This window comes from Paraburkholderia dipogonis (assembly GCF_042680985.1).
In the GTDB taxonomy this organism is placed as follows: Bacteria; Pseudomonadota; Gammaproteobacteria; order Burkholderiales; family Burkholderiaceae; genus Paraburkholderia; species Paraburkholderia phytofirmans.
Map to the genome: position 1 here is coordinate 368,400 of NZ_JBHUFR010000001.1, position 26,896 is coordinate 395,295.

Sequence of the window (26,896 nt, forward strand, 5' to 3'; positions counted from 1 at the left end):
TGTATCCCGAACGTCGCCGGACGTCCGCAGACGTAGTAACGTATAAAATTTAACCTTTCGCCCCGTTACATTGATTCTTGAGGCGCATATGTCCACGGACACAGACACAATCACCGATGAACAGATCGCTGCAATCGCCGATCGCATGGTCGAAGAGGGCAGCAGAGTTTCGCCAGTGACAATCTGGAAAGAGGTTCGCGGCGGTTCGCTGGTGGCGATAGTCGCAGCCTTGCAACGCTGGCGCGAGGCGCGGCAGGCCGACACACCGCAAGCGCAGGTCCAGCCCGGCTTGCCGGAAGGCCTCGCCGAAACGGTCATCAGCGCCGCGGATCGGATCTGGGCGGCGTCCCAGCACGATGCGGAGAAGGCGTTCAATCAACGTCTCGCCGCGGTGAGCCAGCACCTCGAAGCTGCCCGCGCGGAACGGGACGAAGCGCTTGCCGAGTATCAAAAGAGCATCGATGAAATGGCAGCGGGGCGCGATCGTCTCAGCGCGCTGACGGACGCGCTAAGCGCGTCGGAAAGTGCTGCCTTACGCCTCGAGGCGGAACGCGCGAGCGCCGCCGGTCGCGCCGAAGCGGCTGAAACTCACGCCAACGAACTGGTGCAACGTGCATCCGCGCAAGACGCCGAACTGGAAGGCATGAAAGCCTCGCTCGACGAAGCGCGCCTCGCGCGCGAAGAGTTGGCCACGGCGCTGACCGGCAAAACCGACGAAGTCGCTCAGATCACGCAGGAGCGAGATCAGGCGCGGCACGAAGCCGTAACATTGAGCGACGCCTGTCAGGCGAAGACAGAAGAGACGACGCGATTCGCGCAAGAGGCAAGCGCAGCTACCTTGCGCGCTGAAGCGGCGGAGGCACGCATCGAGGAATTCGTGCAGCGCGCGTCCGACGACCAGACCAAACTGGAAGCTGCGAACGCGTTGCTTGAAGAGGAGCGCCAGGCACGCGAAGCGTTGGCGACGGCCGTCACGAGCAAGAACGATGAAGTAACGCGAGTCACGCAGGAACGCGATCGCGCCCAGCAGGAAATCGCCGCTTTGCGCGACGCCCATGAGGCGAAGTCGCAGGAAGCCACGCAACGGTCGCAGGAGGCGAGCGCCGCTTCGTCGCGTGCGCAAGCTGCGGAGGCGCGCGCGGAAGAACTGGCGCGGCAAGTGTCGCTGCACGTTGAGGACTTGGAGTCTGCGGAGTCATCGATCAAAGAGGAACGCCGGGCACGCGAAGAACTGGCGTCGATCGTTTCGGTCACGAACGATGAGATGACGCGCGTCGCTCAAGAGCGCGATCTTGCGCTGGAGGAAATCACATCGCTGCGCGGCGCCTATGAAGCCAAGTCGCACGAGGCGAGTGCCGCTGCGTCTCGCGCGCAAACGGCAGAGGCGCGCGTGGCAGAGCTTACGCAACGCGTGTCGTCGCTAGATGCCAGCCTGGAAACCGCGAACGCGTCGCTTGAAGAGGAACGCAAGGCACGCCAGGAATTAGCCTCGGCTGTCGCCAGCAAGACCGACGAAATAACGCGTGTCACTCAGGAGCGCGACCAGGCGCTGCAGCAAGTCGCGACGTTGGAAGCCGCGTATCAGGCGAGCTCGCAAGAAGCGACGCGGTGGTCGCAGGAAGCGAGCGCCGCGACCTCACGCGCTCAAGCAGCAGAGACACGTGTAGAAGAATTTGAACAGCGTGCATCGGCGGATCATGCCAATCTGACTGCGACAAACGCGTTGCTGGAAGAAGAACGCAAAGCACGCGAAGAGTTGACTGCGCTTGTCTCGGCCAGGAACGACGATGTAACGCGAGTCACGCAGGAACACGAGCAAACGCGGCAGCAGTTCGCCGCTTTGCGCGACGCCCATCAGGCGAAGTCGGAAGAAGCGGCGCGACTGTCCGACGAGCTGAGCGCGGAAACGTCGCGCGCGCAGGCAGCCGAAGCACGCTTGGAAGAACTCGCGCAGCGCGCAGCGTCGCAAGCTGCCGAACAGCAAGCCGCAACGGTTTTGCTAGACGAAGAACGCAAGGCACGAGCGGAGTTGGCCGCAGAACTATCAGCGAGGCACGATGAAATAGCGCGAGCCACCGAGGAACGCGACGAAGCCCTGCGGCAGGTCGCGGCGTTGAACAGCGCCTATCAAGCCAAGGAAGAAGAAGCGGCACGGTGGTTGACGGAGTTGAATGCGGCTTCATCGCAGGCAAAGGCCGCTGAAGCGCAGGCAAGCGAGAACCACGCGCAGTTCGCCGCAGTGGAAGCTGAGTTGAAACAAGCCCGCGCTGTGCTTATCGCGGAGCGCGAGGCAGCCCAGGTGCGGGCCGAGGAAGCGTCGGCTCAACTCAGCGAGTTGCAGCGCGTCACGCATGAACTGGAGGAGGCGCGGGAGCAGATCAGCGCCGTGACCGAGGCGAAGATACTCGTCAGTGCGAACCTTGCTCGTCTGTCGCAGGATGCATCCGCCGTGAAGGAACGCGCGGAGGCCGCCGAACGCCATGTCGCGCAACTGGAGCAGCGCGTCACGGCGCAAACCGCGGCCATCGCGCAACACGCTCAACGCGCCCAGCAGTTAGCAGCCCGCGCCGAGGAGAACGACAATGCGGAAGAGGTCGCGGCATTGCAACGTCAAGTGTCGACGCAAGCCAAAGCCCATGCAAAGGCCATGAGCGAGCTTCGCACGACGGCCGAACAGTGGGTCACGCACGCAAAAGACCTGAAGCAGCGGCTCGGTCTAGCAAGCGAGAAAATCTTGTTCATCGACGCGCGCAGCACCGGCGAGGTGGCGCTTGTCAGGCGGCTTTCATCCGAACTGGAGCGGCTCAAGCCGGATCACGAATTGATCTCCAGAGAGACGCAGCAAAAACTGATTGCCGCGACCATGACGCACCAGCTCGCGCAGAAGGGCTACCGTTATGACCCGGCCACGGCGGTGATGTCGAAAGTCACGACCTGACGCAAGACATGGGTCAGACGCGCAATGGAGAAAGGCGCGCGCATGCCGCGCGCGCCCCATGCCCCCGGCACTTACGGCGCGACCGGCTTGCCCGACGCATCCTTCACTTTCTGTTTCCACTGCGTGCGGATTTCAGCCGTCACGGATTCCGGCAGCGAAATGTAGTCGAGATCGTCCGCTGCCTTGCCGCCGTTCTTGAACGCCCAATCGAAAAACTTCAGCGTTTCGGCGCCTTGCGGAGCTTTGTCCTGTGTCGTGTGCAATAGCACGAACGTTGCGCCGACCACGGGCCACGCGTTCTTGCCCGGCTCGTTCGTGAGAATCTGGTAGAACGACTTCGACCAGTCAGCGCCCGCTGCCGCTGCCTTGAAGGTGTCGGTTGCCGGTGTGACCACCGTACCCGCTGCGTTTTTCAGCGAGGCATAGGTCATGTGATTCTGCTTCGCATACGCCCACTCGACGTAGCCGATTGCGCCCGGCAGACGCTGCACGAAAGCGGCCACGCCGTCGTTACCCTTGCCGCCCGTCCCCGTCGGCCAGCTCACCGTGGCGCCTTCGCCTACCTTCGACTTCCACTCCGGGCTCACCTTGGACAAATAGTTCGTCCAGATAAAGCTGGTGCCCGAGCCGTCGGCGCGGCGAACCACGGCGATATCGGTATCAGGCAGCTTGATTTTCGGGTTCAGCGCGACGATCGCCGGATCGTTCCACTTCTTGATCTTGCCGAGATAGATGCCGGCGAGCACTTCGCCCGACAGCACCAGTTCGCCAGCCTTCACACCCGGCACGTTGATTGCCGGCACCACGCCGCCGACCACGGTCGGGAACTGGAATAGCCCGTCTTTGGCCAGTTCGTCGTCTTTGAGCGGGGCGTCCGAGCCGGCGAAATCCACGGTCTTCGCGACGATCTGCTTGATGCCGCCCGACGAACCGATGCCTTGATAGTTGACCTTGCCGCCGCCGGTTTTCTGATAGGCGTCGGCCCATTTCGTATAGATCGGCGCAGCGAAGGTGCTGCCCGCACCGGTGATGTCGGCGGCGTGTGCGGCGCCGGCACACAGAGCACACACAACCAGCGTAAGTTGCTTGAGATTCATGGTGAGACTCCTCATGGCGACACAGGCGCCTTCGATGGGCTGCAACTTAAGGGTGAAATATGACGTTCTTGTGACTACTCCAATTAAATGACCCGCTTGCCTAACCTTAAGCATTCGCTAAGTCGACGTCGTGAAAACTAGCGGGTTAACCTTCTTTTGATCGGCCGCGATATGCTCAGGCCTTTGATTCCGGTTCAATCTGTGCAGCACCTGAAGCTGGCAACGTGTGGCGGCTGCCACGGTTCCGATTCCGGCCGCCAGTTGCCGGATAGGCCAATCCCGCATGGGAAGCAAACGCTGAATGACCTATGAAATCTGATCTGCTACTGCAAACCTACGGCGCGGACTCGTCCGGCATGGTCTGCGGCTTTCTCTTTTCTTCGAATCGCGCCGGCCGCTCTGTCGACGCCGACGAAGTCGCCGAATGGCTGAAGGCCCACGACGCCAACGGCCCCGCGAAGGAAGGCAGCGAGTTTCTCTGGCTTCACTTCAATCTGGCGCATAGTGCCAGCGAGCGTTGGATGAGAGCCCAGCTCGATTTGCCCGAGACTTTTTTCGATGCGTTGCGCGAAGGCTCGCATTCCACGCGTATCGAACATGCGGACGGCGCACTACGCGCGGTTGTGAACGACGTCATGTTCAATCTGGAGTTCACTCCCTCCGAGATTGCGACGCTGTGGATTTACGCGAATCAGCGGATCATCGTCACCGCGCGTCTCAAGCCACTGCGTTCTGTGGACCGATTGCGCGCGTCGGTTCGGGAGGGCGAATTATTCAGGTCTCCAGCGGAATTGCTGGTTCATCTGATGCGTGATCAGGCTGACCTGTTGGTGCAGATCGTGCGGCGAACCAGCGCCGATGTCGACCGGATCGAGGACAGGTTTCTCTCGCAACGGCCGACACAAAACCGGATCGACCTGGGCGCGATGCGTCGAATGCTGACGCGCTTACAGCGCATGCTGGCGCCTGAACCGGGAGCGATCTTCCGTCTGCTCGCAAGGCCGCCGCGCTGGCTTCATTCGGAGGACGTACAGGACCTGCGCGAGTCGACGGAAGAGTTTTCCGTGGTTCTCTCCGACGTGGCCGGGCTGATCGAACGGGTCAGGCTGCTGCAGGAGGAAATCATCTCCCGCCTCGAAGAGCAGAACAACCGCACGCTGTTTACGCTTACGCTGGTGACGGTTTTGGCGATGCCGATCAATATCGTCGCGGGCTTTTTCGGCATGAATGTGGGTGGTATTCCGCTCGCTGAAAACCGGCACGGCTTCTGGGTGATGGTGTTGCTCGTCGCCGGTTTTACCGGGCTCGCGGGATGGTGGGCATTTCGCCGGCGCAAGGAACGATAAGGGCTGTTGCGTCCGGCTTCGGTGGTAGTGGCAGTGGCAGTGGCCGTGTAACGCCGTATCGTCAGTGTCAGTTCATGCCGGCGCCGGGACGCTCGAGGGCAAGCCGGTCGCTGAGTGCGTGCAGCTCCGCATCCGCTCGTTGCATGTGCTGGCCTTTGCGCTGCCCGAGATACGCGATTGCGTCGTCTACTACGCTGGACTCACCGAGCCGATCCGCATGCGCCAGGAGTAGCGCTTCGCTCGAAACGATATCGTTAAGCTTGCCGAGTTCGTCCTGCAATTGCGTGAGTTCCACGACGCCGATCTCATTGCCGCTACCGAGTAGCGGCGCGAAAAACTCCAGCAGATAGCGCACTTTCTTTCCCGCGATGCGGACGTCGTGAAGTTCGGCGTAGCCGGCGTGCGGGTTTCCCAGCGCGCGCTTCAACCGTTTTCGCAGCGTCTGCTTCGCCGTTGCAACTCGGTTCGTGGCGAATACCGCGAGTGGTTCGTCGAACGAGCATCCATCGAGTTGCTGAATCACACTCGCTATGCGCTGCGTCAGCACGGCTTCGGCGTTCGCATCGGCGATCGTTGCGCGACTGCGCAACAGCGCATTGCCACGCAATAGATCGAGACGTTCGATGAGCGCCGCAAAAGAATGCGCGGTCGACACGTCTTCCGCCAGTAAGTGTTTCAGGATATCCCAGTCACGCGTTTGACCGGCGGCATCAGCGAGCGCCTTGAATTCGCGCCGCTGCCATCTTGCCTGCGATCTGTCGATAAGCGGATCGTAAGCCCACCACAGCGAACGCAAGCGCCGCAGCACGACACGCAGTTTGTGCGGACTTTCCGCATCCGCGCTTACGCACAAGCCGCCGATGCGTTGCGCCACTTGCGCGGCCATTGGCATGGCCAGCATCGAAAAAGCCGCTGCCGGCGACATGTCCGGCGCAATCGTGCCGCCTCGTTTGCCGGGATTGTCTGCGTTGCGCTCCTGTGCGGATGCGGTTGCAGATGCGGGATCACGCGTGTCAGGTGTGGAGTTCATCGGCTCGAGTTGCATGAGTCCCAAAAGCGGACGGAAGTGAGGTGAACGTAAGGTGACGCGTATCGGGTCGCTTGGCAAACTGTGATACCAATCCTACAACGTAAAAATCCCGGCGGCCATGCCCGCACTGTGCACGCAGCGGATTCCACTCGACCGTTCAACATGCCTTCGCTCGCAGAAGGCCTCACGCTGTTCAGTATGGCGAATCGAATGGCGAGTGTTTCCGTGCCGTGGTGATAGAGCGATTCAATTTGCTTCCCGCTCTTCATCGTCCTGTAATAAGAAAAGTTGTTATTCAGCGCTGCACACGGTCTATTTCAGATTGGCACATCGCAGCGCGACGACCCACTGGCGGAAATAGAAATCGTAAAGGAGCCCGCCAGACAATAGTTTCATTGCGCCACGCGTCGTTACCCGGCGAGCTTCACTTCATGAGCTTCAACAACAATTCTGAGTGAGGTCTTTCGTGAGCTATATACAAACCTTGTTGGCCGGTGTGGCCGGCGCTTTTCTGGCGGCCGCTGCGCACAGCGCCGATATCACCGGTGCCGGCAGCACTTTTGCCGCGCCGATCTATACGAAATGGGCCACCGCGTATCAACGCGCGGGTGGCGGCACGGTGAGCTATCGCGCTGTCGGGTCGACGGAAGGCTTGAAGGAAATCATGGTCAGCCAGGTCGATTTCGCCGGGTCGGACGCACCGCTGAGCGATGACGAGTTGGCGAAGAACGGACTGATTCAGTTTCCGACCGTAATCGGCGGTGTCGTACCGGTCATCAATCTACCTGGTATCAAGCCTGGCGAGTTGATTCTCTCGGGGCGTGTGCTTGGAGATATCTATCTGGGCAAAATCATCAGCTGGAATGCGCCAGCCATTGCCGCCATCAACCCCACGATCAAGCTGCCCGATACGCCTATCGCGGTGGTTCGTCGGCTCGACGGTTCAGGTACCACGCTGATCTGGACGCACTTTCTCGCGCAGGTCAACCCTGAGTGGAAGAGCAAGGTCGGCGAGGGGACTTCAGTGCGCTGGCCGCGCGGCATAGGCGGAAGAGGCAACGAAGGGGTTGCTACCTTCGTACAACATTTGCCGGGCGCGATCGGCTACGTTGCGTGGGACTTCACGAAGCAGAATCATATGTCGTACGCAGCCATGGAAAATGCGTCGGGTGCCGTGGTTCAGCCCGGGCCGGAAACATTCAAGGCCGCGGCCGCGAGCGCCGACTGGTCCAGATCGCTCTTTCCGATCCTGACCAACGAAGCGGGGGCGAACGCTTGGCCGGTTGTCGGCGCGACGTATGTCCTGCTGCACGACACGCAGGACAAACCGGAGCGCGGCGAGGAAACGCTGAGATTTCTCGACTGGGCGCTGACGAACGGCAACCAGGCCGCTGAGGACCTGGACTATATTCCGCTGCCGCCGGCAGTCGTGAGCGAGATTCGCACGCAGTTGCACGCGAGGGTAAAGAATCCGTCGGGTAAAACAGTCGCGGGCGAATGACGGTGGCAGTCTCGCCGATCAAACGGCGAGACTCTGACGAGTCCGCGCCCACTGCGCAAGCGCGGCACACGCCACCAGCAACGAGCCGGTGACGAAGAACACGGAGTGCAGCCCGAGATGGACAGCGATCACGCCGCCGATAATCGGACCGACAACCTGTCCGCTGAATTGCGCCGACTGCAAATAGCCAAGCATCTGACCGGTCTTGTGCTCTTCCACCGCATGCCGGGCGAGTTTCGCAATCGCAGGCAGGAGACCGGCCAGCGTCATGCCCATCAGCGCGCGTAATCCCGCCAGTTGCCACCACGCGTGAACGAACGCTTGCGGAATCATCACCAGACCAGTGAGCACCAGGCAAGCGACGATCACGTTCCAACTGCCGACCCGATCGGCCAATGCGCCGAGGCGCGCGGCCGTCAGCATGCTGCCGAAAGCCGAACAGGCCATCACGACACCCGCCACGCGAGCCAGATGCAGCGACGGCACGCCGAGACTGCCCACATAGACAGTGATGACCGGCTCGATCGACATGTTGGCGAGCAGCACCATCATTGCCGTGACGAGCAATGCGGCGATCACCGGGTAGTTGTTGCGATGCGTGCTCGCCGTTGTGTGTTCGGCGGGACGCCGGCTGGAATGAGTGGCCGGGTCGAAATCTTCCTTGACGACGAAAATCGTGAGCAGCGCGGCGACCGCGATCATGGCGCCGCCGGCGAAGAACGTGCCGCGAATGCCGAGCCAGCCCGGCAAGAAACCGCCGACGAGTGGCCCGATCAGGTTGCCGGCCAGCGCGCCCGTCGACAGGACGCCGAGCGCCCAGCCCGCGCGTTCCTTCGGCGCCTGGGTGCCAACCATCACCGTCGACGCCGACGAGTAGCCGCCCACCAGACCCGCGAGCAAACGCAGGGCAACGAGTTGATGCACGTTGTGCGCAACACCGATCAGCGACATCACCACGGCCATGCCGACGGCCGCGCGCACCAGCATCGGCTTGCGGCCATAACGATCGGCAAGGCGGCCCCACACGGGCGCCGTGACGGCGGTGCCCAGGAACGTGGCGCCGAACGCGATTCCCGACCACTGGATGACGGCGGACTGCGACTGCACGCCGAGTTGCTGGACGTAGATGGGCAGGAACGGCAGCAGCATGCTCAGGCTGACAAGCGTAGTGAACGAGCCGAATACGCACACGGCCAGATTGCGGCGCCAGTAACGTTCATGTCGCGCGGAATAATCGAGGCCGTGCGTTGGCTGACCGGACGGCACGGAAACTTGCGAGGGGGTGTTCATATCGTCTTCCCGGCAAACAAATGCGAGCGTGACTGACCCTGTGCTTCGGCAAGTTCGCTCATCAATGTGGCAACTAATTGCGCCGCAGGCAACGCTCTCGCGAGCGGTGCGCCCTGGCCGGCCCACTGGACGGCAAATTCCGTGTTGCCCTTGGCACGGGCGGCGGCGTTCAGCGCCTTGGCGGCGTCGTATGCAATCGGATAGTCGGGCAGCGGCGGCGCGTCCGGCGAGTCTACGTCGATATAGAGCCGGTTGCTCAAACCGCGAGCAGGGCGGCCGGAGATCGCGGCCGTCACGGCCGTCCGGTACGCGCGTTGGGTGGTCAATGCGGTGCGGTAGGCGGCATCCGCGCCTGATTCCGGACACAGCACGAACGCGGTGCCCATCTGCACTGCGCTCGCTCCGAGGAGCAGTGCGCCGGCAATGCTTTGACCGTCCATGATGCCGCCCGCGGCGATGACCGGCAGCGTCGACTGTCTGGCGATCAGCCGGACTAGCGCAAGGGTGCCGATCATCGCGTCGTCGTCAGGATTGAAGACGCCACGGTGACCGCCTGCTTCGGCACCTTGCGCGACGATCGCATCGAGTCCCGTCTGCTCGATTTGCAGGGCTTCGTGCGGCGTGGTCGCGCATCCGAACAGCAGAATGCCGGCACGATGCAGTTCATTGATCCATTCGCGCGATGGCAGCCCGAAATGAAAACTGACGACAGCGGGACGCTCTTCGATCAACACTTGCAGCAGCGCCTCGTCGACCACGAAGCTCGTGTAAATCTCCTTGAGCGCCACCGGCGTTCTGGCGCCGAACTCGGCGAACAGCGGCTGCAGATGCGCGAGCCAGGTCGCTTCGCGAAGCGGATCGCTGTACGCCGGCCGATGGCAGAACACGTTGACATTGAACGGCTTGTTGGTGAGCGCGCGCGTCGCGACAATCAGTTCGCGCGCCTGCTGCGCGGTGCTCGCACCCACGGCGATCGAGCCGAGCGCGCCGGCATTGGAAACCGCGGCGGCGAGAGCGGGCGTAGAAATGCCCGCCATCGGCGCCTGAATGATGGGATGCTGCACGCCGAGTGCCTGCAGAAAGCGGGTGTTGGAAGTCATGGGGTTCTCACAATTCGAATAGTGGGTGGAGTCGCGTGCAGCGGAGTGGTTAGGCTTGCTTCGGACTGAAGCGAAGCGCCGAGAACAGATCCACCGCGAGAGCAAGCGCCAAAGACGCCGCGCCGATCACGAACAGCGCGGTGTAATTGCCGCCGTCGTGTGCAAACAGAAACGACAAACCGTACGCCGCGACGGCTTGCAAGACGGCGAAACTGGTGGTCGCCGCGCTCCACGCGCCTTTCTGCGCAGCCGGATGATGCGCGAGCAATTCATTGATCCTGCCGAGCACGAGCGCCACGATGCCCGGCACGAATGCGCCGACTACGACGCTCGACACGATCAATGCCGCAGGCCCAGGCACGACAGCCGGCAACGCGACGGCGACGATCTGCAGGACATAGGCCGCACGCAATGCAGGACCGAACCCGGCGCGGTCAGCCAGATGGCCCGTCAGCAGCGGGCCCACAATCGCGCCGAGTCCGAACAGCACCCAGTATTGCGCGCCGGCATCGAGACCCTTGCCGAGTCCGCGCGCCACGAAATCGACGAGAAAGATCATGTGCGGAACGAGGCCGACCGCGTTCAATGCATACTCGATGTAGAGCGCGCGCAGCGGCGCAGCCGGATAAGTCTGGCTATGCCTTGTGTGAAGCGTCGTGTGTTGCGCGGCGGATTCGCCGCGCCCGGGCCAGCCGTTCCACGCGACGGCCGTCAGCGCGAGGGAGATCGCGGCCAGTCCCAGCCACGTTTGCATCAGACCCTGGCGCAGCAGGATCGGCACGATCGTCCCGGATGCCACGATGCCGAGACCGATACCGCTGAAGATCGCGCCGCTTGCAAATCCCCTGCGCGACGGGCTCACGTGCGCGAGAACCGTCGGCGCGGCCAGAACCATCAGTGCGCCGCCGGCCAGGCCGGATGCGAAGCGCCAGATGAAGAACCACAGAAACGAAACCGGAAAGGCGCAGGCGACGAATGCGACGGTCGCGAGCAGCATCATCGCGCGCAATATGGAGGTGGCATCGAAACGCCGTGCCAGCCAACCGCCTGCGAGCGCGCCCGCCAGATAGCCTCCGAGATTGGCCGCGCCGAGATACGCGGCGGTCGACGCCGGGAACCAGTGCGCGCCGACGATCGCCGGCAACAACGGGGTATAGGCGAAGCGCGCGAGGCCGATACCGACCAGGCTCGCGCTGGCGCCTGCCAGCGCGCCGCGCCACACACTGAATGCCGGCGGGATCGGTCCGTTGACGACTGCACGTTGCATCACTGCCTCCACTGTTCCGTTACGCGCCGACTCGTCTTGCTGACGGGTTCGACACGAGAGGTACGAAGGTCACCGCTCGCAATGCCTCTTATGAGGATTGCAAACTGAACCCGCAATGCTTCGCAATGTGGCAGACAATGCCAGGAGCGCCGGCGCTATGGCCGTCGTTCATGTGCAAGATGCGACCTGTCACGAAGATTGCCGATTCGAGTCGAGCGTGGCGTCGGTCATGCCTGTGAATTACCGAATGGCCGACGGCCTGCGCCAAGTGATCTCGATGGAGACAAGTCTAGATTGAACCGATCGAAGAGAGAATCCACGCGACACGGCAGACATTCTTCCGCGAAACGGTTCAATTTCTGGTGGTAATCCGCTGGGATTGGGTGAAATGCTTGCGCAGACGCGGCGTCGCGAAATCGACGAACGCGCGCACTTTGGGCACGGCGAGGCGCCCGTGCGGCGTCAGGAGGTGGACCGGCAGCGGGGCGGGTTCGTTGTCGCTCAGCACAATCTTCAGCGTGCCTTCCTTGACCTGTTCGGCGACGTGATAGGAAAACATGCGGGTTACGCCGTGTCCCGCGACCGCCGAGGCCACGGCCGCCTGAATGCTATTGACGATGAAGCGCGGCGTGAACTGCACGACGCGCGGAATCGTCGAACCGTTCGGCGGCGGAAAGCTCCACGAATCCAGGCCGAAGTGAGTCATGGAGATGATCTGATGCTGGGCCAGATCGGCCGGTTCGGTGATGGGAGAGTGCTTCGCCAGGTAGCGAGGCGACGCGGCAACGACCCGCCGCACTTCGCCGACCGGAATCGCCACCAGCGTGGAATCGGGCAGATGAGCGATGCGCAACGCCAGATCCATCCCTTCGTCGATGAGGCTCACCGGCCGGTCGAGCATATTCAGGCGGACCGACACAGCCGGATAGCGGTCGACGAATTCGTCGATGATCGGCTGCAGCATATCCTGGCCGGCGGCCACCGGCGCGGTGATCGTGAGCAGCCCGCGCGGCGCGGAGCGCTCGCCGGCGATCAGCAGATCGGCCTCTTCGAGATCGGTGAGAATGCGGCGGCAGGCGGCGGCATAGCGTTCGCCGGCTTCGCTCAGCTTGATGGTGCGTGTCGTGCGATGCAGCAAGGCTGTGCCGACATGCTCTTCGAGGAACGCAATAGCACGGCTGACCGCGGCGGGCGAGCGGCCGAGCCGACGGCTCGCGCCCGCCAGGCTGCCTTCGTCGAGCGTGGCGACGAACACCTTCATTGCGTCGATGCGGTCCATGTTGCCTGATCCGGTGTGATTGAAAACGCGATCTGGCAGAGTCTACAGCGATGGACCGAACGGAAGTGGAGGAGCGCTTACGCGCCGGCGGATGTCTCCAGTTCCGCAAGCCGCTTGCGCAGCAGGCGATCTTCCTGGAAGCGGCTGGTCTCGTCGCGGATCACGGCGACGATGCCGGTGAGTTCGTTTTGTGGCGAATGCAGCAATGCGACCGTGAAGGCGATCGAGAGCGAGCGTCCGTCCTTGTGCACGGCCGGCACACGCAGCACATCGTTTCCATAGCGAGTTTCGCCGGTTGCCATGGTCTTGTGATAGCCGTCCCAATGCCGGCCACGCAGACGCTCCGGGATGATCAGATCTAGCGAGTTACCGAGCGCCTCGCTTTGCGTGAAGCCGAACATGCGTTCAGCCGCGGGGTTCCAGAATGTGATGCTGCCGCCGGCGTCGGAGATGATGATCGCGTCGCCGATTGCGTTGGCAAGTTGCTGGAAGTCGATGGCGTTTTGCATGGCGTTCCCTCAAATGTGACAGCACGATGCTCAATAGAAAACGGCGCCGCCGGGGGCGCCGCATCGGCAAGGCCGGGCTGATACCCGGCCTTGCGTCGCACCATTTAAACCGCTTTCATTTCGCGCAGGTTGAAAATGTCCTGCTTGCTGTAGCCGAGGCTCGCGAGCACTTCTTCGGTGTGTTCGCCCAGCAGCGGCGAAGCAGTGACTTCCGGCTTCAGATCCGAAAACTTGATCGGGCTGCCGACGGTCAGATACGAGCCGCGTTTCTTGTGCGGCACTTCGACAATCGTGCCGCTCGCGCGCAGCGAGGGATCGTTCGCCAGTTCCTTCATGGTCAGCACCGGCGCGCACGGAATGTCGAACTTGCGCAGGATGTCGACCGCTTCGAACTTGGTCTTGTCGGCGAGCCAGCCCTCAATCGTTTTGAAGATCTCGAAGATATGCGGTTGACGTGCTTCCGCCGTCTTGTAGGCCGGGTCGTTGATCCACTCAGGCTTGCCGAGCGCCTTGCAGATCGGTTCCCACGCGTGGCCCTGGATCGTGAAGTAGATGTACGCGTTCGGATCCGTTTCCCAGCCCTTGCACTTGAGCACCCAGCCCGGCTGGCCGCCGCCGCCCGCATTGCCGCCGCGCGGCACGACATCGCTGAATTCGCCGTGCGGATACTGCGGATATTCTTCCAGATAGCCGACACGTTCCAGCCGCTGCTGATCGCGCAGTTTTACGCGGCACAGGTTCAGCACGCTGTCCTGCATCGATACCGCGACCTTCTGGCCTTTGCCGGTTTTGTCGCGTCCCAGCAGTGCGGTCAGAATGCCGATGGCCAGATGCATGCCGGTGTTGCTGTCGCCGAGCGCCGCCGCGCTGATGGTCGGCGGGCCGTCCCAGAAGCCGGTGGTGGAAGCCGCGCCGCCCGCGCATTGCGCGACGTTTTCGTAGACCTTCAGGTCGTCGTAGTGGTGGCCGTCGCTGAAGCCCTTTACCGAAGCGACGATCATCTTCGGGTTGAGTTCGTTCAGGCGTTCCCACGAAAAGCCCATCCGGTCCAACGCGCCGGGGCCGAAATTCTCGACCAGCACGTCCGATTCGCGGATCAGCTTTTCGAGCACCTCTTTGCCTTCGGGTTTTTTCGTGTCCAGCGTGAGCGACTTCTTGTTGCTGTTGAGCATCGTGAAGTACAGCGCGTCGGCGTCAGGGATATCGCGTAACTGATTGCGCGTCACGTCGCCGGAACCCGGCCGTTCGACCTTGATGACGTCCGCGCCGAACCAGGCGAGCATCTGCGTGCATGCGGGACCCGCCTGAACGTGAGTGAAGTCGATGATCCTGATGCCTTCGAGAGGTTTGGTCATGTTTTAATCTCCGTGGTTGCCCAGATTACTTTTTCATTGCCGCGCTTTGCGGATTCAGATTGGTCAGGCGGCCGCTTTCGGTGCCGGCCGCTTCGTCGATGACGGCGTTGATCAGGCTCGGTTTGCCCGAGGCGATCGATTCGAGCAACGCCTTCGTCAGTTCTTCCGGCGTGGTCGCGTGATAGCCGATACCGCCGAATGCCTCGATCATCTTGTCGTAGCGCGCGTTCTTCACGAACACGGTCGGCGCGACGTCTTTGCCGCCGGTCGGGTTCACGTCGGTGCCGCGATACACGCCGTTGTTGTTGAAGACGATGGTGCAAACCGGCAGGTCGTATCGGCAGATGGTTTCGAGTTCCATCCCACTGAAGCCGAACGCGCTATCGCCCTCGATCGCGACGACCGGTTTGCCGCTCGTCACCGCCGCGCCGATCGCGAAGCCCATGCCGATGCCCATGATTCCCCACGTGCCCGAGTCGAAGCGTTTGCGCGGCTCGTACATGTCGATGATGCTGCGCGCGTAGTCGAGCGTGTTCGCGCCTTCGTTGACGACGTTGATGTCCGGCCGTGTTTTCAGCACGTCGCGGATCGCGCGCAACGCGCTGTGGAAGTTCATCGGCGACGGATTCTTGTCGAGCGTCGCGGCCATCTTGGCGAGGTTCTTGTTCTTGCGTTCGGCGATCGCGCCGGTCCATTCGGTGTCCGGTTTTTTGTAGCTCGCATCGAGGCCTTCGCGCAGCGCCGCCACGCACGAACCGATATCGCCGATCACCGGCGCGGCAATCGCGACGTTGCTGTCGATTTCCGTCGGCGAGATGTCGATCTGGACGAACTTCTTCGGCTCGGCGCCCCACGTCTTGCCTTTGCCGTGCGAGAGCAGCCAGTTCAGACGTGCGCCGATCAGCACGACGACGTCGGCTTCCTGCAGCACGAACGAACGCGCCGCGGACGCCGATTGCTCGTGTGTATCGGGCAGCAGGCCCTTGGCCATCGACATCGGCAGATACGGAATGCCGCTTTGTTCGACGAAGCCGCGAATCTCCGCGTCGGCTTGCGCGTACGCTGCGCCCTTGCCGAGCAGGATCAGCGGACGCTTGGCGTTCTTGAGAACATCAATCGCGCGCTTGACCGATTCCGGCGCGGGCAATTGACGAGGCGCCGCGTCGATCACGCGCACCAGCGATTGCTGCGCTTTCACGGCGTCCATGGTCTGCGCGAGCAGCTTGGCGGGCAAGTCCAGATAGACGCCGCCAGGGCGGCCCGACACCGCAGCGCGGATCGCGCGAGCCACGCCGATGCCGATATCTTCCGCATGCAGCACGCGATAAGCGGCCTTCGCGTACGGCTTGGCTGCATTCAACTGATCCATCTCTTCGTAATCGCCTTGCTGCAGATCGACGATTTCACGTTCACTGGAACCGCTGATCAGGATCATCGGGAAGCAGTTGGTGGTCGCGTTGGCGAGTGCGGTTAGTCCGTTCAGAAAGCCCGGCGCCGACACCGTGAGACAGATGCCCGGCTTCTTCGTCATGTAACCGGAAACGGCCGCTGCATTGCCCGCGTGCTGTTCATGGCGAAAGCCGATGAAACGCATGCCTTCCGCCTGGGCAAGACGCGCCAGGTCGGTGATCGGGATGCCGACCAGGCCAAAGATGGTGTTGATGTCGTTCAGTTTCAGCGCGTCGATGACGAGATGGAATCCGTCGGTCGTCTCGGTCGCCTGTTGTGTCGACGTGTTGTCTGTTGTGGGCTGGTCGGCTTCTGCCATGACATCTCTCCTTGGTGGCGGGGCGTGTGTGGTATGTCGCGAGCGGGGCGCTCACGAGGTCAGTCAATCAGGCGAGCCGCCGGACGACGGCTGCAGCCGCGCTTCGGCAATGACGACGCTGGCCGGCGCGCCTGAGTTTTCGATCCAGCGCCTTCTCATCGGGGCGAGGATGAATTTCGCGGACACGGCTGCCGCGATCGACACGACGGCGGCGGAGATGAACACCGTGCTCCATCCGCCGTTCGCCGACAGCACCGATGCCAGCGGCACCAGCATCGATGCCGTGCCCTTCGCGGTGTACAGCGTTCCCGCGTTGGCGGCGGCGTATTTACTGCCGAACGTATCCGCGCAGGTCGCCGGGAAGATCGAGAAGATTTCGCCCCAGCACAGGAACACGGCGGCCGCGAAGAACATGAAGGCGTACGGGTTATGGCCGAACTGCATGAGTCCCAGCAGCGCGACGCCTTCGCCGAGAAAGATCATGAACATCGTGTTTTCGCGGCCGATGCGATCCGACAGGAAGCCGCACAACGGACGCGTAAAACCGTTGCACAGGTTGTCGATAGACAGTGTCATCGTGAGGAGCGGCAGCGTGATGCCCATCAGATTCACCGGCAGCTTGGCGAAGCCGAATTCCTTCGCAATCGGCCCGAGCTGTGCGGTCGCGATGATGCCGCCGGCTGCAACGAACACGAACATCAGATACAGCACCCAGAAGAGCGGCGAACGGATCATCTCGCCTGGCGTGTAGTCGATCTTGCTAGCGACGATGCGTTTAGCGGCGACAGCGGTGGCGGGCGGCTTCGGCCGAATCAGCATGGTGGCGAGCAGCAGAATGCAGACGCCCTGGAAAATGCCGAAGAACATAAAGGTGTGCTGGTAGCCCGAGCGCTGGATCATGTCGGCAATCGGGATCACGGTGACGGCCGCGCCGGCGCCGAAACCTGCGGCGGTCAAACCCGCCGCAAGGCCGCGCTTGTCGGGAAACCATTTGAGCGCCGTGCCTACGCAGGTGCCGTACACGCAACCCGCGCCGATCCCGGCGATGACTGCCGCCGCGTACAGCTCGGCGAGACTGTTCGCGTGGGCGTCGATGATCCAGCCGAGCGCCGCACACAGCGAGCCGCCGATGACGACCGGGCGCGGCCCGAACTTGTCGACGAGCCAGCCTTCGACGGGCACTAGCCAGGTTTCGGTGACGATGAAGATCGTGAACGCCGTCTGGATCGCCGCTTGTCCCCAATGGTGGGCGTTGTCCATCGGTACGACGAACAGCGTCCACGCGTATTGCAGATTCGCGACGAGCCCCATGCACACAATGCCGATCGCGAGTTGCACCCAGCGGTGATGCGTGAATGCAGTGCGGCCTCTTTCCGATGCACTGGAATGTCCCATGTCTCCGTCTCCTGTATATTCCGTCGCGCTCAAACGGCGCGTTGGACTTACGTGATCGAACCGCTTCATCGCCGTTTTATTCGCGGCAGCGAGGCGCCAATGGTCGGCCAGAGGGAGCTGCACTAACGAAAACCCTTACTCGTCGAGAGCAAAACCGGAGAGTGAGAGGCAATCGGTCGTGCAGCGCGTCTGAGTGGATGCTGCGCGAGAACAGCAATAAGGAAAAGTTAAAACATTTTATGGTTTGCATTCGGCATTCCTAATGGATGCGCTGTCACCCATGCCCATGGCTCGATTGACGGCGATGATGCGCTCTTCAAGGTGCGCGTATCTCGATGCAATGACCACTTGGGGTAAACCAATGTATAAACGAAGCACTATCGTTTTTCGAAAAAACTTTAACTATTGTTTATTTATGGGCTCTTCTACTCTTCGTTCATGCCACCTGCCTGACGGAGACGACCATGAACCCCTCGCAATTCGACGCTGGCGACAGCGCGCACCAAGCTGAAATCCAGGCGCAACTGTGCGCCTATAACGCCGCTTTCGATGAACTCGGCCTGCGCTTTCGTTGGGATGCGCAGACGGTGAAGCTGCTCGCTACGATCGACGGTGAACAGGCACAGATCGCCGCCTATATCGAAGCACATCATGCGCACTTGTTGAAGGCTTACAGCGCGGAGTTTTTGAGCCAGGCCATTCTTGAGAAGAAACGTGCGCGCTATCCGGCGCCGCTGCCGAGACATGTCGACAGCGCGCCGCGCCAGAGTCGCGTGGCTCATCAACCGGAGATGGGCAGCTGGCGCGAACGTGTTTCTTACGAGGTGGAACTCCCGGCGCTGGCCGGGGTGTAGATGCAATGGGCGGCATGCGCACGCACTGCTAAAGAAACCGCTGAAGTTACGCGCCGCGACCTGGGCCGGCGTTTTGCGCCGGCGCGGCTCGGGAGATGAGGGCGCGCGACGTGACTGCCGTCCGGCGCATTGTCATAGCCTCATAGCGTCCTATAGCGCGATCGATTGGTCAATAGAGAGGTGTGCTCTGTTGATCATTAGCCATTCCCATCAGATACTCGAAGCATCGTTCCTGCGCTCGCAAGATCCTGGCCATGCCGGCGATGCGAGCAGACCGATTCTCCGTCACCCGCATCCAGTTTCTGCGTGAGACGGTTTAAAAAGTCGAGCGGGGCCGCCGTATTCTGATAGATAGCGTGCCGGCAAGGTCCCGCAACTGGCGGGCGTGACACGCGCGAGACTAGAGGAGGCCCGAAATGGCGCATGCGGATCTTGCGATACTTGGAGGCGTCGGGATTCTCGCGCTGGCCTGCCTGGTTGTGTGCGGTATTTACCTGTACTGGAGCAGCGACAGATACCGCGACCGGCAGCAGCGCCTGGAGACGCAAATCAGCGCAGCTCAGATGGCAGAGCAAAACGACGAACAGTTTTCGGAACCGGGGGCAACCATGGGCACGCAACTGAGTCATCGCTGCAAAACTTCGCTGTATCGAGCGGTGGCGAACAACGCACACGGCGAAAGCATCGTGTTCCTGTTTGCCGGCAGCCGTGACGACGCCCGAAAGCGGGCGACCGGCGCGCTGGCCGCTATCCACGGCATCGCGGCCGAAAATGTGTCGCTCTCCAATCTGGCCTCGTTCGGCGAACTGGTCGACGTCGGCGTCAGCGAGGATGAGGAGTTGCGGATATTCGAAATGGCCTGGAAGGGTGCGGACGTCAGCGCCTGGGCCGAACATCCGCTGTTCCTGACCGATGATCCCAGTTTGATAGGCAAGTGGGCCGAACTGTACGCGGACTTGGCGCGGGAGTTAGCCGTCAGCGCGATCGACCGGGCGCGCTAAAGACCGCAGCGGGTAGCGCGGACGCCGTCGCCAGAGCCACGCATTGCCGTGCAAGGACATCGGTCGGATCGACCAGACTGACGCGCGCGCCGGTCGTGCCCACGAAGCTCTTCTTCGGCAATAGGAGCGGCAACTCGGTGCATCCCAGGATGATGACTTCCACGCCTTCTGCAACGAGTCCATCAATCGCAGCGGAGATATCGTCCAGGCATTGCCCGGTGGTAAAGCCCGCTTTCACGCCTTTACTGCCGTAAATTGCTTCCATGACCCGCGCCTGCAATTCCGCGCGCGGCACGATTTGCCGCAATCCCTCTGATTCCAGTGCTTTCTCGTAGACGCCGCTTGCGATCGTCCCCGAAGTGGCCAGCACGCCAACGGAGCGAAGCGCCGGAAACATCTCTCGAAGATGACAGACCGTCACCGTCAGCATATTGACGATCGGTATGCTCAGATACGGCTGAATGCGTTCGACAAATGCATGCGCCGTGTTGCACGGAATAGCGATGAGATCCGCATCGCCCGACTCGAGCTTTTTGCAGGTCGCGTAGAGCGAAACAGTCGGATCAGGGCCGTCGCCAATCAGGTTTTCCGTGCGATCGGGAATCTGGGGGTTCTGTTCAATCAAAAGCTTGATGTGGTCCTGGTCGCGATTCGCAGGTGTGTTGCGCACGATCTTCTGCATGAAATCCACCGTCGCCGCCGGACCAACGCCACCCACCACGCCCACCTTGAAAATCGATTCAGGCGAACCGTAATCGCCCGCAATCACGTACTGCGCATATGCAAGATTCGAATCGATGAACGGTACCCGGAAAAGACCCATTTCCTCGGCCACGAGCGCAATTTCTGTCAGACCCGGCACGATGATATCTGCGCCTTGTGCGATCAGGTCCTCGCAGGCCTCGCGCAGAAGTGCGACGGGCCGGCCGGACAGGTTGCCGCTCTTGACGCCGTTCGCGCCGTAGACCGCTTCGGTGACGAGGTCGATGTCCTCGCGTAGGCGGGGATGAATGACTTCAAACTCCGGCGTCGCGAAGTACTTTTCGAACAAGCCTTTTCGACGCGTGAAGTCCGAGGTCAGCACGCCGATTCGCCGTGCCGTCGGAAATTTTCTACGCACATGGCTGCGCACGGCTTCGACCATATCGACAATCTGCAGCGGTGAGTTAGCCTGCAACTCATCGATGAACGTATGGCTAAGAAAGCACGGGAGTACGACGGTCGTCACGCCTCGCTTCTCGAAACTGCTGATCATGTCGAAGATGTACAGCTTCCGCTGAGTCGTTGCTTCGCTACCGGCGGCCGCGCCGCGAAAGGGATGCTGCTCGAAGATGACGTCGACGTGTTCCGCGTCGCTCGACGCGGGCGTCGATTTGACGAGCTTGAAAAAGACGTCGGCGCTCGCCAGCGGACCCAGGCCGCCCACCACGCCGAACTTTTTTCCGCTCTGCACGCTTGCGCCGATCATTTCGTCTCGCCTTGTAACTCGCGCAATTCTTGCAATCGGCCCAACGCCAGGGTGTCGGCGCCGTCGATATGTTTGACGGCACGCTTCGCTTCCCACTTCGCAATAACCGCCGTCGCGATGCTATTGCCAATCACATTCGTCGCGGTCCGCCCCATATCGAGTATCTGATCGATGGCGAGGATCAGTACTACGCCGGAAGGAGGCAGATGAAACATCGGCGCAACGGCGGCCACCACCACCACGGAACCTCTCGCGACGCCGGCCATTCCCTTGCTGCTCAACATCAGGACCAGCAACATCATGATTTGCGCGCTGAGTGGCATGTCGATACCGAATGCCTGCGCAATGAAAATCGCGGCAAACGCCTGATACATCATCGAGCCGTCGAGATTGAACGCATAGCCGAGCGGCAGCGTAAAGCCGACGACTTTCTTGTCGATACCGAACGCTTCGAGCTTCTCGGTAAGACGCGGGTAAGCAGCCTCACTACTCGCGGTCGAAAAGGCGAGCATGGCGGGTTCCCGGATCGCTTTCAACAACCTCCAGATCGATTTGCCCAGAAAGACATGGCCGACGAGGATGAGGACAATCCACAGCGTGACAAGACCGAGATAGAAGCTGCCGACGAGCTTGCCGTACGTGGTCAGCACATCCAGGCCATTCACGGTAATCGCGGATGCCAGAGCGCCGAAGACACCGATGGGCGCGAGCCGCATCACGTAGTCGGTCAACTTCAGCATGGCCGGTACGAGCGCGTCGATGCCGGCGATCAACGGTGTGACACGCGGATCTTTTTTGATGGCGCTCAGAACGACGCCGAACAGGACGGAAAAGACAAGGATCTGCAGGATGTCGTTTCGCGCCATCGCATCGATGATGCTGGAAGGAAACGCGTGCGTGACGAAGTCCTTGAAATTCAGGCCCGCGGTGTTCAGGCCCTTGGCCACATCGGAACTGGTCTGCGTCATATGCAGCCCCGCGCCGGGTTGCAGCGCGTTCGCAAGGGCGAGGCCGAGCGCGAGCGAGAAAAGTGACGCGCACACGAACCATCCCACCGACCTGAACCCGATCCTGCGCACATCGCTCGTGCCTTCCATGCCGGCGAGTCCGGACACCAGCGTGGCGAAGACTAGCGGCGCGATGATCATCTTCACGAGCCGCAAGAAAATGTCGGTAATGATCGAGAAGTAACCCGCGATGGTCTTCGCTTCGGCAGCACTTGAAGCGCTGCGATGACACACATAGCCGACGATCACGCCGAGCGCCATGCCGGCCACAATATAGAAAGTAAGACGGTTTTTCATTTCCATCGGTCCGAGGAAGGTGTATGGACGGATGATAGAGATGGGCAAAAAACACTCGATGCGGGTCTGGCATGGGGATATGCGAAACTCGCATAAGGCGGGTTAACACCTAATCGACCGCCGGCGACGCAGCGCGAAGCTGGCGCCAGAGCATGTCGAGAAACTCATTGCGGTTCGACGCGTCCCGGTAGGCGCGAAGTTCGACTTCAAGACTCCACGTATCGCGGCCCGCGAGGACCAACTCGCCCGCGTCGAGTTCGGCAACGATCGAGCTTTTGGGAAGCCATGCGATACCTTCACCTTCTAGCACCAGTTTCTTGAGAACCTCGGCCATATCCGACTCGTAGTGCGGCCGCAAAGCCGGCGTCGTATCGACCCGGCCCAGAAGCAGGGCAAGGCAGCGGCCGAAATAACTCGTTTCCGTATACGAAATCAACGGCAATGGACGGGCCGCTGTTCCCGGCAGCCGGAACATAGGCGCGCCACGTGGATTGGGCCGGCAAACAGGCAGTAGTACATCGACGCCCACGGTGAGATGCTCGTACCTGACCGGGTCGAGGTGCAGCGGAAGCTCCGGGTGATGATAAGCAAACATCAGTTCGCAGTTGCCGTTCACGAGCATCAGAATGGAGTCGTGGACATTGGTGGGTATTACTCGGGCGCGGACCTCGCCGAAACGCGCCGTGAGCGCCTTCAACCATGCCGGCAGGAAACTCAGCGCGATCGTATGGCCCGCTGCAATCTGCAAGCCTTTGCCCGCCATGCGTTGATCGATTCGAATGATGGCCCGCGTATCGAACAGTTTTCCCAGTATGTCGACTGCGGCCTCACGAAACAGTTGTCCGGCAGGCGTCAGCGTCGGCGGGAAACTGCTGCGGTCGATCAGGTCCGCGCCCACCCACTGCTCAAGTGACTGAATGCGTCTGCTGAACCCTGACTGGGTGACATTCCGAAACTCCGCCGCGCGCGAGAAGCTTTGATACTGGGAAAGTGCGATGAAGTCCTCGATCCACTTGATTTCCATGTCGGAGCCGTTTTGCGTGTAGTAGGGAGCGGGTGTTTCGAAGTGAGTGTGTGATTCTACGCTGGCGAAATGCGTCGGATATGCCACCACGGATGTGCCGAAAACCGGACACTGGGTTGGTACGGAATCCTTCCCTTAAAAGCGGCGGTATTTTCCTGATTGCTCCGCGTCGCCCGGCGTTCTCGAAAGTCTGCGCGACGTCACAGCAGCGCCGGTCACGATAGCGCACGCTTATTGCTTTAAAAGAGTGCTTATCGGGAGAGAGCGACCGGCAATCAAGCTGTAACGTCGCAACGTCTCCAGCCAGCCAGGGAGACGTTGCGATGCGAGGAAGAAATGACACGGTACGCGCTGCAATTTTTGCAGTGGCGGTTTCACTGCTTACGGCATGCGGCGGGCACGGAGGCGACTCGAATAGCGGCAGCCCAGCTGCTACACCGGCAGGCGGCATCAATTTGCAAATCGTCTCGTTCGGCGACAGCCTTTCCGACGTCGGAACCTACGCGCCGCTCGCAAGCGCGGTTGGCGGCGGCCGTTTTACGACTAATCCCGGACAGGTGTGGACTCAGGATGTCGCGCAGTACTACGGTGACACGCTAAAGGCTGCGTACACGATCGACATCACACACAAGCTCACCGCGCAGAGCGGCCTCGGGTACGCGGAAGGGGGTGCCACGGTGGCGACGCCGGCCAACCAATCGGATTTTCTGACCTCGGTGATCGGCAACATCGAGATGCCGGTCAATCAGCAGGTGTCCAGCTATCTCTCGGCGCACGGCAGTTTCAATTCCAATCAACTGGTGCTCGTCTGGGCCGGCGCAAACGATGTGCTTCGCGCCGGGCAGTTGCCAGCTGCTGCGCCGACCGTGCAGACGGCGGCCAACACGCTGGCTCAGGTAGTCGGGCAGATCGTCCAGAACGGCGGCGCGCACGTCGTGGTGGTCAATCTTCCGAATGTCGGACTTTCGCCAACCGGCCTTGCCTCGTCCGATGGCGGCGCAAACTTGACCCAGTTATCGCAATTGTTCAACGACACCCTGAACACCGCGTTGCAGACCGCTGGTGTGCAGGCGAAAGTCATCCAGGTCGATGCCTATACTTGGTTGAACGGGATCATCGCGAACTTTCAGGCCAATGGCTTTGCCGTGTCGAACACGGGCCAGGCCTGCGACCCCAAGAAAACGCCGGATAACACGGCCTTGCTGTGTTCGCCTCCAACGTACGTGACCAGCAACGCGGACCAGACATACATGTTCGCCGACGACCTTCATCCGACGACGCATCTGCATTCGCTGTTTGCCCAGTTCGTGGAGCAGCAACTCGCCAGGAGCGGCCTGGGTCACTGAGGGGAGATAGCGCAGGCCGCCTGGGGAAAACCGTTCACGCCCACATATCGTCGCCGGGCTTCCGGGCGCTGCGTGACGCGTTGGCACGCCAATTACATGACGGTCAACCACGAGTCGAGTAAGCTTGGCAGCATCGTGCCCGCTCACTGCCGCACTCCGCGGTAGCGACTACTTCGCAAAGTGACGGTCCCTGGCGAGGAGTGCCTCATGCTGACGCTTTATTCCTATCCCGACCTGTTCGGCGTCGCCGACAACAATCCTTTCGGTCTCAAGGTATTCGCGTTCATGCAACTGTGCAGGATGGAGTTCGAGCATCGGCACATCCTCGACACCAGCCTCGCGCCGCGCGGACAGTTGCCGTATCTGGTCGATGGCGAAGAAACGATCGGCGATAGCGATGGGATCATCGCTCATTTAAAGCACCGGTACGACCTGCGCATCGACCACGCGCTTTCGCCGGGACAATTGAATCTCGACTTCCTGGTCCGAAGAACGCTCGACGACCTGTACTGGCCGATGAGCTTTTCACGCTGGCGCGACGACCGCTTCTGGCCGTCTTTCCGCGACGCCATTCTGGCAACACACGAAGACGTGAGTGCGAGCGATCTGGAAGCTGCGCGCGAATACAACCGGTTGCGCTATCACTACCAGGGCATTGGCCGCTATGAGCCTGATCAGGTCTATGCGAGAGGTATCGACGATCTGCGTGTCGTGGCGGATCTGCTCGGCAACGACGGATTCGTTTTCGGCCCCGAGCCGACAACCGTCGATGCGGCGATCTATGGCTTTGTCGCGAACATCTATTTCTACCGGATCGACACGCCGTTAAAGCGGTACGTGCTCTCGCGCCCGGCGCTCGTGCGCCATTGCGAGACGATTCACGAGCGGATCAACAACGAGGTACGCGTACGGGTATCCCCTTGAGGTGGGCGAATGGGCATCCTCCCAAGTACACGTTGCGCCGAACGTCAACTGCATAGCGGGGCCAAGGCCGCGGCGGCCGCCGCCAGGCTGCCGGCCTTGCTTGCCACGCTAAACTGAACCTCATGGAGCCGACCTTGCACGAACTTCGCTTCGAGACACTGCAGGTGGGCGCGCTGCGCATGCGCGTGGCCAGCCACGGCAGCGGCCCGCTTGTGCTGCTATGTCATGGCTTTCCGGAGTCCTGGTGGTACTCCTGGCGACATCAATTGGCGGCGCTCGCCGCCGCGGGCTTTCGCGCCGTCGCACCCGATATGCGCGGCTATGGCGGCACCGATGCACCACCTGACGCGGACTCGTACACGATGCTGCATCTCGTCGGCGACATGGTCGAACTCGTCAACGTGCTCGGTGAAAGCGAGGCTGTGATCGTCGGCCACGATTGGGGTGCGCCGGTCGCATGGAATTCGGCGATGTTGCGTCCGGATCTGTTCCGTGCCGTTGTTGGCATGAGCGTGCCGTTTCATCCCCCCGCACGGGAAGATTTGCTTAGCGCACTGGAACGCCAGGGAATACGAACATTCTATATGCATTACTTCCAGACGCCCGGCGTAGCCGAGCGTGAGTTCGAGGCGGACCCCGAAGCCACGATTCGACGCATCACCTTCAGCATGTCGGGCGATGGACCCGAGCGCGTCGTGGCAGGAATATTGGCGCCCGGCGCGGGTTTTCTCGATAGCACGGTCGACCCCGAGACGCTGCCAGGCTGGCTCAGCAGCGAAGAGATCGCTTATGTGGCGGGCGAGTTCGCGCGCACGGGTTTCAGAGGCGGCCTCAACTGGTACCGCGGTATTCGACGCTCGTCGGAACTCATGGCCGCATGGCGAGGGGCCGTGATCCGTCAGCCTTCGATGTTCGTGGCCGGCGCGAGAGACGACGTTCTCAAGTTTCCGGGCTCGCAGGCGCGTATCGAGAATCTGACGCGCGTGCTGCCCGGATTGCGCGGCTGCCATATTCTCGATGGCGCGGGTCATTGGATTCAGCGGGAACGTTCGGCCGAAGTAAACGACTTGCTAGTAGCGTTCTTAAGGGGACTTTAAATC

The 26,896-nt window shown here is 61.4% G+C and carries 21 protein-coding genes; 8 read left to right on the top strand and 13 right to left on the bottom strand.

Going from position 1 to position 26,896, the window contains the following annotated elements; all coding sequences use genetic code 11:
- The first annotated feature begins 88 nt into the window (after nucleotides 1-88).
- A complete protein-coding gene (locus ACFSNN_RS01525) occupies nucleotides 89-2,938 on the top strand; it encodes a DNA-binding protein (RefSeq protein WP_134462091.1) in 2,850 nt (949 codons plus the stop codon).
- Nucleotides 2,939-3,009: 71 nt separating this feature from the next.
- On the opposite strand, the gene pstS (ACFSNN_RS01530) is transcribed toward ACFSNN_RS01525, so the two are convergent.
- The gene (gene pstS, locus ACFSNN_RS01530) at nucleotides 3,010-4,050 is read right to left on the bottom strand and encodes a phosphate ABC transporter substrate-binding protein PstS (RefSeq protein WP_279631168.1); all 1,041 of its coding nucleotides are present in this window, start codon (nucleotides 4,048-4,050) and stop codon (nucleotides 3,010-3,012) included.
- A gap of 293 nt (nucleotides 4,051-4,343) precedes the next feature.
- Here pstS (ACFSNN_RS01530) and ACFSNN_RS01535 point away from each other — a divergent pair, with 293 nt between their 5' ends.
- Nucleotides 4,344-5,381, top strand: a complete 1,038-nt coding sequence (locus ACFSNN_RS01535; RefSeq protein WP_134462097.1) for a transporter — start codon at nucleotides 4,344-4,346, stop codon at nucleotides 5,379-5,381.
- 67 nt (nucleotides 5,382-5,448) lie between these two features.
- Here ACFSNN_RS01535 and ACFSNN_RS01540 read toward each other — a convergent pair whose 3' ends face one another.
- Nucleotides 5,449-6,411, bottom strand: coding sequence for a CHAD domain-containing protein (locus tag ACFSNN_RS01540; RefSeq protein ID WP_244322906.1), 963 nt, complete (start codon nucleotides 6,409-6,411; stop codon nucleotides 5,449-5,451).
- Between the two features lie 466 nt (nucleotides 6,412-6,877).
- Between ACFSNN_RS01540 and pstS (ACFSNN_RS01545) the strand changes: the two genes are divergently transcribed.
- On the top strand, nucleotides 6,878-7,912 hold the full coding sequence (pstS, locus tag ACFSNN_RS01545; RefSeq protein WP_134462103.1) for a phosphate ABC transporter substrate-binding protein PstS: 1,035 nt from the start codon (nucleotides 6,878-6,880) through the stop codon (nucleotides 7,910-7,912).
- Nucleotides 7,913-7,930: 18 nt separating this feature from the next.
- On the opposite strand, the gene ACFSNN_RS01550 is transcribed toward pstS (ACFSNN_RS01545), so the two are convergent.
- From ACFSNN_RS01550 to oxlT, 8 genes are all read right to left on the bottom strand, one after another.
- Complete coding sequence (locus ACFSNN_RS01550; protein WP_134462105.1) at nucleotides 7,931-9,202, bottom strand: MFS transporter; 1,272 nt, start codon at nucleotides 9,200-9,202, stop codon at nucleotides 7,931-7,933.
- Nucleotides 9,199-10,302, bottom strand: coding sequence for an NAD(P)H-dependent flavin oxidoreductase (locus ACFSNN_RS01555; protein ID WP_134462107.1), 1,104 nt, complete (start codon nucleotides 10,300-10,302; stop codon nucleotides 9,199-9,201). Before ACFSNN_RS01555 ends, ACFSNN_RS01550 begins: the two co-directional genes overlap by 4 nt.
- A 49-nt stretch (nucleotides 10,303-10,351) precedes the next feature.
- Entirely contained in the window at nucleotides 10,352-11,569 is a 1,218-nt protein-coding gene (locus ACFSNN_RS01560; protein ID WP_134462110.1) for a YbfB/YjiJ family MFS transporter, read from the bottom strand.
- A 352-nt stretch (nucleotides 11,570-11,921) separates the two neighbouring features.
- On the bottom strand, nucleotides 11,922-12,848 hold the full coding sequence (locus ACFSNN_RS01565) for a LysR family transcriptional regulator (RefSeq protein WP_134462113.1): 927 nt from the start codon (nucleotides 12,846-12,848) through the stop codon (nucleotides 11,922-11,924).
- A 77-nt stretch (nucleotides 12,849-12,925) separates the two neighbouring features.
- A complete protein-coding gene (locus ACFSNN_RS01570) occupies nucleotides 12,926-13,357 on the bottom strand; it encodes a PAS domain-containing protein (RefSeq protein WP_134462116.1) in 432 nt (143 codons plus the stop codon).
- Nucleotides 13,358-13,461: 104 nt separating this feature from the next.
- Nucleotides 13,462-14,712 carry a formyl-CoA transferase gene (gene frc, locus ACFSNN_RS01575; protein ID WP_134462119.1) on the bottom strand — a complete coding sequence of 417 codons (1,251 nt, stop codon included), beginning with the start codon at nucleotides 14,710-14,712 and terminating at the stop codon, nucleotides 13,462-13,464.
- Between the two features lie 25 nt (nucleotides 14,713-14,737).
- Nucleotides 14,738-16,480, bottom strand: a complete 1,743-nt coding sequence (oxc, locus tag ACFSNN_RS01580) for an oxalyl-CoA decarboxylase (protein WP_134462122.1) — start codon at nucleotides 16,478-16,480, stop codon at nucleotides 14,738-14,740.
- Between the two features lie 63 nt (nucleotides 16,481-16,543).
- A complete protein-coding gene (gene oxlT / locus ACFSNN_RS01585; RefSeq protein ID WP_134462124.1) occupies nucleotides 16,544-17,875 on the bottom strand; it encodes an oxalate/formate MFS antiporter in 1,332 nt (443 codons plus the stop codon).
- Between the two features lie 464 nt (nucleotides 17,876-18,339).
- Here oxlT and ACFSNN_RS01590 point away from each other — a divergent pair, with 464 nt between their 5' ends.
- Both ACFSNN_RS01590 and ACFSNN_RS01595 read left to right on the top strand, forming a co-directional pair.
- Nucleotides 18,340-18,729 carry a hypothetical protein gene (locus ACFSNN_RS01590; RefSeq protein WP_134462127.1) on the top strand — a complete coding sequence of 130 codons (390 nt, stop codon included), beginning with the start codon at nucleotides 18,340-18,342 and terminating at the stop codon, nucleotides 18,727-18,729.
- A gap of 416 nt (nucleotides 18,730-19,145) precedes the next feature.
- Complete coding sequence (locus ACFSNN_RS01595) at nucleotides 19,146-19,730, top strand: hypothetical protein (RefSeq protein ID WP_134462130.1); 585 nt, start codon at nucleotides 19,146-19,148, stop codon at nucleotides 19,728-19,730.
- Here the strand turns inward: ACFSNN_RS01595 and cuyB are convergent.
- The 3 genes from cuyB to ACFSNN_RS01610 form a co-directional block, all read right to left on the bottom strand.
- A complete protein-coding gene (gene cuyB, locus ACFSNN_RS01600; RefSeq protein ID WP_134462133.1) occupies nucleotides 19,705-21,198 on the bottom strand; it encodes a cysteate racemase in 1,494 nt (497 codons plus the stop codon). The two genes, ACFSNN_RS01595 and cuyB, sit on opposite strands and share 26 nt — an antisense overlap.
- Nucleotides 21,195-22,502: a dicarboxylate/amino acid:cation symporter gene (locus ACFSNN_RS01605; protein ID WP_134462136.1), complete on the bottom strand. Its 1,308-nt coding sequence runs from the start codon at nucleotides 22,500-22,502 to the stop codon at nucleotides 21,195-21,197. The genes cuyB and ACFSNN_RS01605 overlap by 4 nt, the downstream gene beginning before the upstream one ends.
- A 109-nt stretch (nucleotides 22,503-22,611) precedes the next feature.
- On the bottom strand, nucleotides 22,612-23,526 hold the full coding sequence (locus ACFSNN_RS01610) for a LysR substrate-binding domain-containing protein (RefSeq protein WP_134462139.1): 915 nt from the start codon (nucleotides 23,524-23,526) through the stop codon (nucleotides 22,612-22,614).
- Nucleotides 23,527-23,849: 323 nt separating this feature from the next.
- On the opposite strand from ACFSNN_RS01610, the gene ACFSNN_RS01615 reads away from it, so the two are divergent.
- The 3 genes from ACFSNN_RS01615 to ACFSNN_RS01625 all read left to right on the top strand — a co-directional run bounded on the left by ACFSNN_RS01615 (nucleotide 23,850) and on the right by ACFSNN_RS01625 (nucleotide 26,893).
- On the top strand, nucleotides 23,850-24,872 hold the full coding sequence (locus tag ACFSNN_RS01615) for an SGNH/GDSL hydrolase family protein (RefSeq protein ID WP_134462143.1): 1,023 nt from the start codon (nucleotides 23,850-23,852) through the stop codon (nucleotides 24,870-24,872).
- 207 nt (nucleotides 24,873-25,079) lie between these two features.
- Nucleotides 25,080-25,796, top strand: a complete 717-nt coding sequence (locus tag ACFSNN_RS01620; protein ID WP_134462146.1) for a glutathione S-transferase C-terminal domain-containing protein — start codon at nucleotides 25,080-25,082, stop codon at nucleotides 25,794-25,796.
- A gap of 134 nt (nucleotides 25,797-25,930) precedes the next feature.
- On the top strand, nucleotides 25,931-26,893 hold the full coding sequence (locus ACFSNN_RS01625; protein ID WP_244322907.1) for an alpha/beta fold hydrolase: 963 nt from the start codon (nucleotides 25,931-25,933) through the stop codon (nucleotides 26,891-26,893).
- Nucleotides 26,894-26,896: the final 3 nt, after the last annotated feature.